12 protein-coding genes are annotated in these 13,416 nt (G+C 41.0%); 5 read left to right on the top strand and 7 right to left on the bottom strand.

All coding sequences use genetic code 11. The features are described from left to right. Window positions 1-28: 28 nt before the first annotated feature. The 5 genes from NG55_RS15655 (at window position 29) to NG55_RS15635 (ending at window position 6,696) form a co-directional block, all read left to right on the top strand. Window positions 29-1,276, top strand: a complete 1,248-nt coding sequence (locus NG55_RS15655) for an MFS transporter (protein ID WP_065343752.1) — start codon at window positions 29-31, stop codon at window positions 1,274-1,276. Window positions 1,277-1,621: 345 nt separating this feature from the next. Further along, window positions 1,622-2,728: a porin gene (locus tag NG55_RS15650; protein WP_016541392.1), complete on the top strand. Its 1,107-nt coding sequence runs from the start codon at window positions 1,622-1,624 to the stop codon at window positions 2,726-2,728. 287 nt (window positions 2,729-3,015) lie between these two features. Next, complete coding sequence (locus NG55_RS15645) at window positions 3,016-4,653, top strand: phosphoethanolamine transferase (protein WP_065343751.1); 1,638 nt, start codon at window positions 3,016-3,018, stop codon at window positions 4,651-4,653. Window positions 4,654-4,667: 14 nt separating this feature from the next. Continuing rightward, window positions 4,668-5,345, top strand: coding sequence for a response regulator transcription factor (locus NG55_RS15640; RefSeq protein WP_065343750.1), 678 nt, complete (start codon window positions 4,668-4,670; stop codon window positions 5,343-5,345). 4 nt (window positions 5,346-5,349) lie between these two features. Beyond that, window positions 5,350-6,696, top strand: coding sequence for a two-component system sensor histidine kinase PmrB (locus NG55_RS15635; RefSeq protein ID WP_016541389.1), 1,347 nt, complete (start codon window positions 5,350-5,352; stop codon window positions 6,694-6,696). Window positions 6,697-6,705: 9 nt separating this feature from the next. Here NG55_RS15635 and NG55_RS15630 read toward each other — a convergent pair whose 3' ends face one another. The 7 genes from NG55_RS15630 to NG55_RS15600 all read right to left on the bottom strand — a co-directional run bounded on the left by NG55_RS15630 (window position 6,706) and on the right by NG55_RS15600 (window position 13,381). Next, window positions 6,706-7,521, bottom strand: coding sequence for a lipopolysaccharide kinase InaA family protein (locus tag NG55_RS15630; RefSeq protein ID WP_023271550.1), 816 nt, complete (start codon window positions 7,519-7,521; stop codon window positions 6,706-6,708). A 61-nt stretch (window positions 7,522-7,582) separates the two neighbouring features. After that, window positions 7,583-8,299 (bottom strand): phosphatase PAP2 family protein, encoded by a 717-nt coding sequence (locus NG55_RS15625; protein WP_065343749.1) that lies wholly within the window; start codon window positions 8,297-8,299, stop codon window positions 7,583-7,585. Between the two features lie 255 nt (window positions 8,300-8,554). After that, window positions 8,555-9,280 (bottom strand): amino acid ABC transporter ATP-binding protein, encoded by a 726-nt coding sequence (locus NG55_RS15620; protein ID WP_171068260.1) that lies wholly within the window; start codon window positions 9,278-9,280, stop codon window positions 8,555-8,557. Between the two features lie 14 nt (window positions 9,281-9,294). Continuing rightward, a complete protein-coding gene (locus NG55_RS15615; protein ID WP_016541385.1) occupies window positions 9,295-9,978 on the bottom strand; it encodes an ABC transporter permease subunit in 684 nt (227 codons plus the stop codon). 1 nt (window position 9,979) lies between these two features. After that, window positions 9,980-10,723 carry an amino acid ABC transporter permease gene (locus NG55_RS15610; RefSeq protein WP_065343748.1) on the bottom strand — a complete coding sequence of 248 codons (744 nt, stop codon included), beginning with the start codon at window positions 10,721-10,723 and terminating at the stop codon, window positions 9,980-9,982. Between the two features lie 79 nt (window positions 10,724-10,802). Beyond that, entirely contained in the window at window positions 10,803-11,747 is a 945-nt protein-coding gene (locus NG55_RS15605; RefSeq protein ID WP_016541383.1) for a transporter substrate-binding domain-containing protein, read from the bottom strand. Between the two features lie 446 nt (window positions 11,748-12,193). Next, on the bottom strand, window positions 12,194-13,381 hold the full coding sequence (locus tag NG55_RS15600; protein ID WP_065343747.1) for an ammonium transporter: 1,188 nt from the start codon (window positions 13,379-13,381) through the stop codon (window positions 12,194-12,196). Between the last annotated feature and the right edge of the window lie 35 nt (window positions 13,382-13,416).

The raw sequence follows: 13,416 nt of genomic DNA, 5'->3' as shown, positions 1-13,416 counted from the left end.
CTTATCGTGCAGCCATGGAAAACTCGGAATGCCTAATCTTAGACAGATTTACATTTTATTGTTTTCTTTGTATTGGGCACAGGGTTTGCCTGTCGGTTTTATGACGCATGCATTGCCAGTGATTTTAAGGGCGCAGGGGGTGTCGCTGGCACATATTGGTGGCTTTGGTTTATTAATGTTGCCTTGGTCGATTAAGATCTTTTGGGCAGCCTATGTCGATCGTTTGGGTATCTCTCGATTTGGGCACTACCGTAGTTGGATTCTTCCAACTCAATTATCTAGCGTTATTATCCTTGTTATTTTATCTTTTTTCCCGATACAAACACTAGATCAACCTAGTTATCTGCTGGTTTTCTTTGCGTTGCTCCTAATCATGAATTTAACGGGAGCAACGCAAGACATTGCCACAGATGGTTTAGCTGTCAATTTACTTAAAAGTGATCAACAGCATTGGGGGAATACCTTTCAAGTGATTGGATCGCGTTTGGGCTTTATTGTCGGTGGGGGAGCTGTACTTTGGTGTTTGGATTGGCTGGATTGGCAAAAGACTTTTCTGGCTTTAGCCTGTTTGGTTTTTTTAAACACATTGCCTGTTTTGTTTTATTCCGAGCCACAACATAAAAGCGAAGACACACTCAATAAAGCACATGCTCAATCGTTTATACAGGCGGTCAAAAGCTATTTAGATTATTTCCAATCTTCTTCAGAATTAAAAGCATGGTTGCTGGTATTGATCAGTTTTAAAGTGGCGGATGGTTTAGCTGGACCTTTATTAAAACCTTTAATGGTGGATATGGGATTGAACTTCACCCAGATTGGGGTGTTTATTACCATGTTTGGGGCGATTGCGGCATTATTGGGAGCAGCTGTTGCTGGGCTACTGTTAAAATACTTTTCAAGAATACATTGTTTAATTGTGTTCTCATTTCTGAAAATTATAAGTTTGAGTGCCTATGCTGTTTTAGGCTATGCCTATGAATCACAGTTTTACATTGCGCCAGTTTGGTTGTATGTGGTCAATGCGATTGAAGATGCCTGTTCAGCAATGCTGCTGGTGGTGATGTTGACACTGGTTATGCAATATAGCCGTAAACCTTTTGCAGGGACGGACTTTACCTTTCAGGTTTCAATTATGGCCACGGTGAGTGGTTTTCTCTATTTATTCAGTGGCGTGATTGGAGATTGGCTCGGTTATGCGGATTATCTAATGGTGATTTGCTTCATTTCAATCCTGTGTTTGAGCCCAATTTTTTATTGGAAAAATAAAGCAAGATAGTGGTCACTTTTTATTACATTTTTTGTATTTAAAAGATGTGCGTTGAAACAAAAAATGGGTACATGACTTAGCTTATATGGGAATAGAATGATTTTCGTCGGATTTTATTATTTTATGAATATAGAAAATTCTGTGAATTAAAATCATGTGATCTCACTATAATTAATTGATATAGATATTAAATTTTCAGTTGGAAATGTCGTAAATAGATCAATTCGAATGAGTAAGTGAGTGTATAAAAATTAAACTTTAGTCGAAATTGGAATAAATTAATAAGATTTTAATCGTTTTGTCATATAAAGTTAATGTGTAGGATTTGTTACAAATTTAACCAGGATGTAAACAATGAAAATCAAAATTGTAACAGCAGCAGTGCTCAGTCTGCTTGCAACAACCACATTTGCAGCACCGACATTTTATGGTGAAATTGATGCCAGTGTTGATTATTTACCAGAAAAAAATGCAACTAAATCAAACAAAGATGTTTGGGAAATCAGTTCAAACAGTTCATTCGTTGGGATTAAAGGCGATGAAAAACTGACTGAGCGTTTAAGTGCAGTCTATGCCATCGAATGGGCATTTAATGCCGATGGCGATGGCGACGACTGGAGCAAGCGTAACCGTTTTGTGGGTTTAAAAGATGCGCAATTGGGTACATTAAAAATTGGTGCACATGATACGCCATTAAAACAACTCTCAAGTACAGTCGACACATTCAACAACTATGTTGCCAACAAGGCTGATATCACAGGTATTTTCACAGGTGAGAACCGTGTGTCAAATGTGGTTGTCTATGAATCTCCAGCCGTGAAATTACTGGATGGTGCGTTTAAATTTAATGCATTACTTGCGACTGGTGAATCAAGTGGTATTAAGTCAGACAAAGGTGTTGTTAAAACTGCGGGTCGTGGTTTAGGTGATGCATGGTCAACATCGATCACGTATGAAAATCCATTGGTGGTAGCAGGGATCGGTTATGACAAAGCGATTCCAAGTAATTTCCTTGGTCGAGGCTTCTTAAATGCTGCTGAACCGGCAATTACGGGGGGGAGCCTTTTTGCTGCGGCGAATACAGTTCGTGCCATTGGTAAAGTGACACCGCTTGAAGGTTTAGCATTAAAAGCACTTTATCAAACTTCTGAAGTTGAAAAGGCCGAAGGTAATGCGGCAGGTTCTGAAAATATTGATGATGCACAAGGCTGGTTACTGGGGGCTGAATATAACATCCCTCAAGCGAAAAACTGGACCGTGAAAGGCCAATACAGCCAGAATGACACCAGCTTTAAAACCAACACTGCCGATTTTAAAGCAAAACAAATTATTGCTGGTGCGGACTATGCTTTTAACAAACAAGTGAAAACCTATGGTTATGCAGGTTATTTAACGCTTGAACAAGCAAGTAAAAAAGATAAACAACCTGTAGCGGGTCTAGGCTTAGAATTCAAGTTCTAATCTATTTGTCTTAGAAAGCGCCCTTTAAGCAAGCTTAAAGGGCGCTTTCTTTTTTGTGGAAGCGTTAATGAAATTACAAACTATTATTTTATAACAACAAAGTGACATTTAAGTTTAAGTAGTGGTAAAGTATCCTTAGAAAACAGGATGTTATTTTAATTATTAATAAAAACAACGATTGAGTTGAATGAATCTACGATTATTGATGATTTGGTTTAAGTCATTTTTAAGTTTTTATTCTTATCTTAAAAAAACGAAAAATTTACTTTTAGATTATGATGCCTTCTATGTCGCTACAAAAATTCAGATCTAGGTCTATTTCATTACTTAGTTTTAATCTATTGCTTGCGATTTGGTTAGGCTTATTCCTGAATGTTGCCTTTTATCAAAAGATGCAAGCTCTAACACCTTATACAGGGATGAAGGCAGGGCTTTTTGTGGCAGCTGCTGTGGGTGTGGTCATTGCATTATATAATTTTATTTTTCAAATTTTAAATTGGAAATGGACCGCAAAACCGATTGCAATTGCTTTGGTTTTTATCGGCGGCTTTGCGGCCTATGCGGTGAATACATTAGGCGTTTGGATTACTTCGGACCAAATTCAAAATCTAATGCAAACCAATTTGGCTGAAGCAAGAGATACTTGGTCTTGGCGTTTGCTTGTGTGGCTGCTGGGTATGATTGTTATCCCTTGCATTTTGATTTTCATTGTCAAACTCAAATCTGAACCTGTAACTAAACAAATCATCAAAAAAGTAATAACTTCTGTGATTTCTTTAGCGGTTGTTGGTGGTTTACTCTTTGTGTTTTATGTTGATTTTGCTGCAATCTTTCGAGAGAATCGCGATATAAAAGGCATGATTTCACCACAAAATATGATTGCCTCATCGGTGTCTTATTATAAAAAGAAAGCACCTAAAGAGAATTTACCTTTAGTGAGCTATGGTGAAGATGCACAGCGAAATGCAGCAGTGAAAGGATTACCAAAACTAATGGTTTTGGTGGTCGGTGAAACAGCACGGGCTGAAAATTTTTCTTTAAATGGTTATGCCAAAGACACCAATCCGAAACTCGCCAAACAGGATATTTTAAATTTCTCTCAAGTCAGTTCGTGTGGTACGGCTACGGCGGTATCAGTTCCTTGCATGTTCTCAGGTATGCAGCGAGAGGATTATGATGAGCGTTTAGCGAGTCATCGTGAAGGATTACTTGATATTGCAAAGCGAGCGGGTTATCAAGTCACTTGGATTGATAATAATTCAGGCTGCAAAGGAACTTGTGATCGGGTGGGTGAGTTTAAAATTCCTGAGCCAATTCAACAAAAATGGTGTAAGAACGGTGAATGTCTCGATGATATCTTAATTGATAGTCTGAAGGCTTATCTTGAAACGATTCCGAAGGATGATACACGGCCACGTTTGGTGGTGTTACATCAAATGGGGAGTCACGGTCCAGCTTATTATGAGCGGATACCTGCGGAGTATCGAGTATTTAAACCGACCTGTGATACCAATGCGATCCAAGGCTGTACCCAAGAGGCTTTGATTAATAGTTATGACAATACTCTGCTTTATACTGATTATGTTTTAGATTCAGTGATTGAGACTTTAAAAAATACAACGCAATATCAAACTGGTTTGTGGTATTTATCTGATCATGGTGAGTCTACAGGTGAGAGTGGGATGTATTTGCATGGTGCGCCTTATGCGATTGCACCCACTCAGCAAACCCATGTTCCAATGCTGATGTGGTTCTCGAATACATGGCAGCAACAAGCAGCCAAGCAAGTCAAATGTCTGGCACAACAAAGCAAAAATAAGCTGAGTCAGGATAATTTATTCCCAACCATGCTCAGTTTACTTGATATTAAAACCAACGTAATTAATGCTAAAGATGACATGTTAGCAACATGTACGAAACCATAAGGTGTAATGGAATCATGACCAAGATCTTGATGATAGAAGATGATTTTATGATTGCAGAGTCAACATTGACTTTATTGCGATACCATCAGTTTGAGGTGGAATGGGTTAACAATGGGGTTGATGGGCTAGCTTTGCTGACCAAACAGGCTTTTGATTTAGTACTTTTAGATTTGGGCTTGCCGTTAATGGATGGGATGCAAATCCTTAAACAGATTCGCCAACGTAGCGCTGTTCCAGTGTTGATTATTTCTGCACGAGATCAGCTACAAAATCGTGTCGATGGTTTAAACCAAGGCGCAGATGATTATCTGATCAAGCCATATGAGTTTGATGAATTACTAGCGCGTATTCATGCTTTATTGCGTCGTGGCAGTAATGAGGCTGCACAACTAAAAAGTCAGTCACAATTGTTAAAAAGTGGTGAGCTGATCTTAGATGTAGAACAGCATTTAGCAACCTTTAAAGGGCAGCAGATTGAACTTTCCAATCGTGAATGGGCAATTTTAATTCCGATGGTTTCTCATCCCAATAAAATTTTCTCTAAAGCCAATTTAGAGGATAAGTTGTATGATTTTGACAGTGAAGTGACCAGTAATACCATTGAAGTCTATGTACACCATTTACGTGCCAAACTTGGCAAAGACTTTATTCGAACCATTCGTGGTCTAGGTTATCGTTTGGGGCAAGCTTAAATTTATGAAAACAACTCGGCATTATTCACTGAAGAAACGACTGATTTGGGGAACCTCCATTTTCAGTATTGTGCTGGGCTGTTTTTTGATTTTAGCCGCCTATAAAATTTCATTACATGAAGTCGATGAAATTTTAGATACCCAAATGCAGTATATGGCGGAGCGTTCAAGCTCTCATCCTGTAACGCCAATGGCAAGTCGAGTGGAACTGCATCGAACCTATCACGAAGAAGATTTATTGATTGATATCTGGGCCTATAAAGATCAAAGCCATTTATGGCATCAGACTCATCTTCTGGTTCCACCTGTGAAGCAAGCTGGTTTTTATACCCAAAACACACCGCAAGGAAAATGGCGTGTTTATGTGATTCCACTCAAAGATTATCAGATTCAGGTCAGTCAGCAAGAACAGGTTCGCCATGCGTTTGCATGGGAATTGGCTGGGAGTATGTTTGTTCCCTATATCCTACTGTTACCGATCGCAATTATTGTACTGGCATTTATTATTAGTTTAAGTTTAAAACCCCTGGATGATTTTAAAACCGAACTGACCCAGCGTGATTCAGATGGTCTGTCGCCGATAGATGTGAAAGATTATCCACAAGAACTGTTGCCCACCATCGAAGAAATGAATCGTCTATTTGAACGTATTCAACATGCTCAGACCGAGCAAAAGCAATTTATTGCCGATGCTGCACATGAACTCAGAACCCCTGTGACTGCGCTGAATTTACAAACACGAATCTTGATCAGCCAGTTTCCTGAACATGAGGCTTTACAGAATCTGAGCAAAGGCTTGGCTCGTATTCAACATTTAGTTACCCAGCTTTTGGCCTTGGCAAAACAGGATGTTGCGCTGAGTCTGATTGAACCCAACACAAACTTCAGATTGAATGATGTTGCACTCAACTGTGTTGAACAGTTAGTCAATTTGGCTATGCAAAAGGAAATCGATTTAGGTTTTGAACGTAATGATCCAATCGAAATGCAGAGCCTTGAATCAACCGTACATTCGATTATTTTCAACTTGATTGATAATGCAATTAAATATACCCCAAATCAGGGCATTATTAATATTTCAGTGTATAGCGATGCGGATGATTTTGCCTATATTCAAATCGAAGACAGCGGTACAGGAATTGATCCTGAACAATATGACAAAGTTTTAAAACGTTTTTATCGTGTCCATCATCATTTAGAAGTGGGGAGTGGGCTTGGACTTTCGATTGTGGATAAAGCCACTCAACGTTTAGGTGGAATTTTGACTTTATCTCGAAGTATTGAATTAGGTGGTCTGAGTGTTTTGGTCAAATTACCGAAAAAACTTGCACATCATGACCGCATTGAGTAAACACAGCACTTAATTGGGCTGTGTATTGCTTTCCGATTGCTGTTTTAGGTAGCGCAGGAAGAGCACACATTTCTGGATACGTTTGCCATCATTACCGACTTTGCTGACATTGAAGCGTAATACCCAATTTAAACGTTTACCAACCTTACAAATATCTTTATAGACTTGAGGTTCATCTAATAAAGCTTGATAGAGCAGTTGGCTGGCTGACTCAAGTCTTTCAAATTCAAAATGATAGGCTGTTGAGAAGATAAACAGTAACCAGTCCCGAACAAAACAATCATGCAAACTGAGTACATCTCGCGGATCTGTTTCAAAATCAATAAAAGTAAACTGATTTTGCTCATCGACTAAAATGTTGCGTGCAAAGGCTTCACTTAAATAACCTTCGTCTGCATGCAGTTGACGAATGGACTGAATGGCTTGATGAAATAAGTCGAATTGTGCTTCAGGATGGTGTTTTAAGCTGGCAATCTTCTGATCTAATTGACTCACAGGGCTGTGACGTTGTGAGCCGACATCTTCGAGTAAAATGCCTTTTTTTGAGAGTGCCAAAACATTTGGGGTTGAAATCCCCAAGGCTTTGAGTTGCTGGATGCGTTTGAATTCACATTGAATTGCAGCTGACCCGCCTTGATTGGGAACAGGGGTGATGGAGCCGAGGTTAAATATTTTTGCTAGCCATTTCAATGGAGTGTAAAGCCATAATCCATGGCGTTCAGATGCTTTTTTAAGCCATACTTTGCGTGAATCTAATTCATAAGATTGAATAGAGTCGGATTGAGTTGCTAAAGTGGTTTCCAAAAAAGATTGATAGTCAGACATACGGCAGCAAAAATAATCCTAATGTGAGCGTCAAACGTACTCGTTCTTTGAGTACGGGCGTTCACTTTACCACATCAATTGTCGGTAAAGGTATAGAATTACGATTTGCAACGGCTTGATGATATTTATAGGTCAGTGCATAACAGACCAAATTAATTGCGACACAAACCCAAGCCGTCCAAAGGTTATGACTAAGGAAGTGCGCACCACGCATCATCTGCGCCCAGCCCATGGCAAAGCCAATAATGATTCCTGCAATCAAATAAAACCAAGCTCGTTGTGTTTGATGCAAGCGATAGACGAAATAGCCTGTGATCAGAGCAAAGCCTGTGCTGGCATGTCCACCTGGAAAACAATGCCCAGCGGTTGCCGAGAAATCCCAGACAAAGCCCATCGTGGTTTCATGGGTCATGTACCAAGGGCAAGCATGATAGGAGTGGGCTTTGAGTAAGCCGACAATGCCAGTACATAACATACTCACCCAAAACATGTAGCCATATTGCCAACGTTGTGGTTTCAGCTTTTCGACTTTAAAAGAGGCGCACCATAAAAAGAAAAAAGCTACATAAACAACGGTTAATAGCTGCTTAACATAGGTGTGATTTAGCTTTTCAAGAAACCAATCATTTTTATAGGGAAAGCTGCCATGTAAGCTGACCCACGGTTGAATCAGTTGTAAATCAATGGTCCCACCGACAGGAAATACCCATAACAAAATGAAAAAGCTGACGAATAATAAAAAACTCAGCCATAAGAAGAAAGGTGATTTCAAGATCATGAAACGTACGATTTGCCCGAAAAATTGATCTTGTTATTTAAAGTGAAAAGTCTTAATTGGCTCTTAAAGGAATATTAAAACAAGCATCACGAATGGATATTTCAAAGATAAAAATCAGCAGTAGAATTTTAAATGTAAACAGGCCAATAGCTAATTATTTAGCTGTTTCTTAAAACGAGCACAATGATATCGGTTATTCTATTTCAAAATAAAGCAGCCATTTGGCTGCTTTATTTTTAATCTAAACATCAAAAATCAATGCAGGATTTTATCCAGAAATTGCTGCGCGCGCTCACCGCGTGGTGTGCCAAAGAATTCATCTTTGGAGCAATCTTCTACAATCTTACCTTGATCCATGAAAATAATACGATTGGCCACCTGACGGGCAAAGCCCATTTCATGGGTCACACACATCATGGTCATTCCTTCCTTGGCAAGTCCGACCATTACATCAAGCACTTCATTGATCATTTCAGGATCAAGTGCAGAGGTTGGTTCATCAAACAGCATCGCAATCGGATCCATACTGAGCGCACGGGCAATTGCTACACGTTGTTGTTGCCCTCCAGACAGTTGTGCCGGAAATTTCTTGGCATGCGCGCTCAGCCCAACACGATCCAAATAGGCCAGTCCTTTTTTATTGGCTTCGGCTTCGGAACGCCCAAGAACCTTGATTTGTGCCAAAGTTAGGTTTTCGGTAATGCTTAAATGCGGAAACAGTTCAAAGTGTTGGAACACCATTCCAACTCGGCTTCGTAATTTGGTCATGTCGGTTTTGGGTTCATGCACAGGAACACCATCAACAAAGATTTTACCCTGCTGGAACGGTTCAAGCCCATTCACGGTTTTAATCAGTGTTGATTTGCCCGAGCCCGATGGACCACAGACCACCACCACTTCACCTTGGCAGATTTGGGTGCTGCATTCGGTTAAAACTTGAAATTGTTCATACCATTTACTGACATTTTGGAGGTCTATCATTACGTTATTGTCACTCATACACTTAACCTCCTTTGTAAACGTTTCACTGCGAATGTCGCTAAAGCGCTGATGGTGAAGTACACCAGACCTGCAAATAAAATATATTGGGTGAGCAGAGACATCAGATCACCACGAACATAGTTTGTTCTAAAGAAATCAAGTAACCCAATGGCATAGACCATGGTGGAGTCTTGAAATAGGATGATGGTCTGCTGAAGTAGCAACGGGGTCATTTTTCTGAATGCCTGTGGCAAAATAATCAGCCGCATTGACTGGCTATAGCTCATTCCGAGAGCATAAGCCGCAGCCGATTGGCCTTTGGGAATAGATTGAATCCCTGCACGCACAATTTCAGAAAAATAAGCGGCTTCAAATAACATGAAGGCCACGATACTTGAAACCAAAGCAGTATCAATGGTCAGATATTGACCTGTGATGGCGGTATAAAAAAATGGCACAGCAAAATAGAACCACATCAAGACCAATAGCAGTGGAATGGAACGGAACAGATCCACATAAGCTTGTGCAATCCAATTGAAAATTTTGATTGAAGACAAGCGCATCATTGCCAGTACAGTACCAATCGCAATACCGCCAATGGTTGCAATCACCACGACTTTTAAGGTAATGCTGAATCCATACCAGAGTGCAGGCCCGGACTGCTGTAAGTCACTGAAAAAAGAAGTTAACCATTCCATATTACTTGCCTCCTGAGATTAAACCAGGAATACGTAGACGTTTTTCCAACAGGTTCATGCTAAAAATGAGGCAGATGTTGATCACGATAAAAATCAGTGTGACATAGGTATAAATCTCAATGGTGTTCTGGGTATATTCGCTAATGGTTTTCATCTGCGAAATAATTTCTGCGACCCCAACCAATGAGGCGACAGAGGTGTTTTTGACGCAGTTAGTCAGTTCTGAGCTTAGTGGCGGTAAAATGGTACGAAAGGACTGCGGTAGAATCACATAACGATAGAGTTGTGTTGTGGTAAATCCCATGGCATAGCCAGCATTGATTTGCCCTTTAGGTAAAGCTTCAATCCCTGTTCGCACCTGTTCACAAACACGTGCTGCGGTGAATAGACCCAGTCCGACACTGGCGGAAATCAGTGCGGTGGTATTGGCGCCAAGATCATTCATCCACCAGCTTTTAATTGGTGCGGGCAGAAAGTTGGGAACTACATAAAACCAAATAAATAATTGAACCAGTAAAGGTACATTTCTAAATAAGGTGACATAGGCAGTGCCGATGGCTCTGGCGGTTTTATTGGGGAGCGTGCGCATAATACCAAGCGTGCTACCAAGCAGCAGGGCAATATTCCATGCGACCACAGCAATCACAAGTAGCCAACCTAGACCTGTGATGATCCAGTTCAGGTAGGTGGTGTCTCCGATCCCTGTCGATTGCCACAGAACTCCCCAGTTCCAGCTATAATTCATAACGACTCCTGAGCAGAATTAGGACAACATTTACTGTTGCCCCATTCCAGCATACTATTCTTGCTATAAGGGGAGCGAATTACTGATCGCGATCATGTGGATTGCTGATTAAGGCTTTGAGCTGATCCGACATGGCAAAGTTCAAATTAATATTTTTCGGTGGAATCGGTTGCTGGAACCATTTTTCATACATCTTGTTGATTTCACCAGATGCATAGGTTGCCTTAATGGCATCATCGACCACTTGTTTAAAGCCTGTATCGCCTTTACGCAGCATACAGCCATAAATTTCATGGATGGGTGCGGTCCCGACAATATCCCACTGATTTGGATCTTTGGCTTTGGATTTTTCTCCTGCCAGTAGGATATCGTCCATCATAAACGCGACAGCACGACCATTTTGTAGCATCAGGAAGGATTCAGCATGGTCTTTGGCGGAAATAATTTCGCCAATGCCAAGTTCTTGTTGATGTTGACGGATATAGCGCTCAGAGGTGGTTCCTGCTGTGGTCACCAGTTTTTTACCTTTTAAATCGGCAAAGTCTTTGATGCCCGAATTTTTTGCAGTCAGCAATCGAGAACCTACTTCAAAGAAACCGACAGAGAAATCGACTTGCTGCTGGCGTTCTTTATTATTGGTGGTTGAGCCACATTCCAGATCTACCGTGCCATTCGAGACCAGTGGAATACGGTTCTGACTGGTGACCAAGTTATAGCGGATTTTCAGGTCTGGCATATTCAGCTTCTGCTTCACTGCCTCAACAACTTTAAGTTGCAGATCATGTGCATAACCAACAGGTTGGTTTGGGGTAGAGGCAATATAGGAAAAGGGAATCGATGAATCGCGATAACCCAGCACAATCGTGCCAGAACTTTTGATTTTGTTTAATGTTCCCGAAGTGGAGGCACCCGCTTCAGTCGCTTTGTCGCCAGCAGCCGGCGCTTTGTTGTCACTACAAGCACTGAGTCCGAATATCATTGTGCCTGCACAAAGCAGAGAGGTCATGGTGCGTTTATAAATCATCTACAAAACTCCTTTTGTATCGTTATGATCGCATGCGTCATTGTTGCGGTTTAACCGTTCATTTTTATGAAAAATAATGTGTTCTTTTTGATGTATTAAAAAACATTATTTTTCATCTTAATGGAGTTCAATGCACATGCTCAAGCGATATTCTTTACGGTTTTGTTAATCGTAATGGTGGATGAATGGTGTAATTTAAACATTGTAAATTACAGTAAAAATTGCAAGAAATATAAAGCATGATATGTGCCATGACTGTGATTTGGATTTTAGATAGCATGCACAGCATTTATCTTGCGTGGCATGTTTCAAGGACTTGCCATACTCAATCCATAGGCCGTTTCTGCTGACAATAGAGCTTGGAATAGGAAAGATTGAATCACTTATATTGTTTGATTACACATAAAAAAAGCGGCATTGATCGCCGCTTTTATGCATTCACAAGCTTAGAACATGGACTCTTCAGAGTTGGCTGAAATCTTATGAATGGAAAGATCCGCACCACGATACTCATCTTCTTGTGACAGACGAATCCCCATCGTAGCTTTTAATAGGCCATAGACAATAAAACCACCAAGCAAGGCAATGATAATGCCGAGGCCTGTGCCAATGATTTGCGAGATGAGTGAAACACCACCGAGACCGCCAAGTGCTTGTTGTCCAAAGATGCCTGCTGCGATGCCACCCAATGCACCGCAAACACCATGTAAAGGCCATACCCCAAGCACATCATCGACTTTCAGTTTATTTTGAGTATAGGTGAACAGGTAAACAAACAGTGCACCGGCCGTACCACCAATGATAAGTGCACCAATTGGGTGCACAATATCTGAACCTGCACAGATTGCGACCAAGCCAGCCAATGGACCATTGTGTAAGAAACCTGGGTCATTTCGGCCCATGAAGTTGGCTGCCAAAGTACCCCCAACCATCGCCATCAGTGAGTTAATTGCCACCAGACCTGAAATCGCTTCAACCCGTTGTGCACTCATCACGTTAAAGCCAAACCAGCCCACGATTAGAATCCATGAACCTAAAGCAAGGAATGGAATAGATGAGGGTGGATGGGCACTGACACGACCATCATTTTTATAACGACCATGACGAGCGCCCAGTAAAATCACAGCAGCAAGGGCAATCCAGCCGCCCATGGCATGAACCACAACAGAACCTGCAAAGTCATGGAAACTTGCACCAAAAGAGTTCTCTAACCATTTTTGCAGACCATAGTTACCATTCCAAATCATGCCTTCAAACAATGGATAGATCAGGGCAACCAAGATCAGTGTGGCAATGGCTTGCGCACGCATTTTGGCACGTTCAGCGATACCGCCTGAAATAATCGCGGGAATCGCCGCAGCAAAGGTTAGTAAGAAGAAACAGCGCATCAGGTTATAACCGTGATCGGCTGCTAAGGTACTGCCTGCATGGAAAAAGTTTTGACCATATGCAATCCAATAGCCTACAAAGAAATAGGCAATCGCTGAAATGGCAAAATCGGTGAGGATTTTACTCAATGCATTGACTTGGTTTTTATGGCGCACGGTGCCCAACTCCAAGAACGCAAAGCCAGCGTGCATTGCCAATACCAGTACTGCCCCGAGCAGTAAGAAAAATAGATCTACGTTTTGCATAGTGGTGCTCAAAAAAAGTGCTAAATTTTATTTTG

The organism is Acinetobacter gyllenbergii, assembly GCF_001682515.1.
Classification (GTDB): Bacteria; Pseudomonadota; Gammaproteobacteria; order Pseudomonadales; family Moraxellaceae; genus Acinetobacter; species Acinetobacter gyllenbergii.
Note: the sequence above shows the minus strand (reverse complement) of the source record. Positions and strands in the feature narration are given on the sequence as shown.

Bases quoted from the DNA above. Each gene is read 5' to 3' on its own strand.
- NG55_RS15640 (WP_065343750.1), top strand. From the start codon at position 4,668: ATGACCAAGATCTTGATGATAGAAGATGATTTTATGATTGCAGAGTCA.
- NG55_RS15615 (WP_016541385.1), bottom strand. From the start codon at position 9,978: ATGGAATGGTTAACTTCTTTTTTCAGTGACTTACAGCAGTCCGGGCCT.
- NG55_RS15635 (WP_016541389.1), top strand. From the start codon at position 5,350: ATGAAAACAACTCGGCATTATTCACTGAAGAAACGACTGATTTGGGGA.
- NG55_RS15600 (WP_065343747.1), bottom strand. From the start codon at position 13,381: ATGCAAAACGTAGATCTATTTTTCTTACTGCTCGGGGCAGTACTGGTA.
- NG55_RS15610 (WP_065343748.1), bottom strand. From the start codon at position 10,723: ATGAATTATAGCTGGAACTGGGGAGTTCTGTGGCAATCGACAGGGATC.
- NG55_RS15645 (WP_065343751.1), top strand. From the start codon at position 3,016: ATGTCGCTACAAAAATTCAGATCTAGGTCTATTTCATTACTTAGTTTT.
- NG55_RS15630 (WP_023271550.1), bottom strand. From the start codon at position 7,521: ATGTCTGACTATCAATCTTTTTTGGAAACCACTTTAGCAACTCAATCC.
- NG55_RS15620 (WP_171068260.1), bottom strand. From the start codon at position 9,280: ATGATAGACCTCCAAAATGTCAGTAAATGGTATGAACAATTTCAAGTT.
- NG55_RS15655 (WP_065343752.1), top strand. From the start codon at position 29: ATGCCTAATCTTAGACAGATTTACATTTTATTGTTTTCTTTGTATTGG.
- NG55_RS15625 (WP_065343749.1), bottom strand. From the start codon at position 8,299: ATGATCTTGAAATCACCTTTCTTCTTATGGCTGAGTTTTTTATTATTC.
- NG55_RS15650 (WP_016541392.1), top strand. From the start codon at position 1,622: ATGAAAATCAAAATTGTAACAGCAGCAGTGCTCAGTCTGCTTGCAACA.
- NG55_RS15605 (WP_016541383.1), bottom strand. From the start codon at position 11,747: ATGATTTATAAACGCACCATGACCTCTCTGCTTTGTGCAGGCACAATG.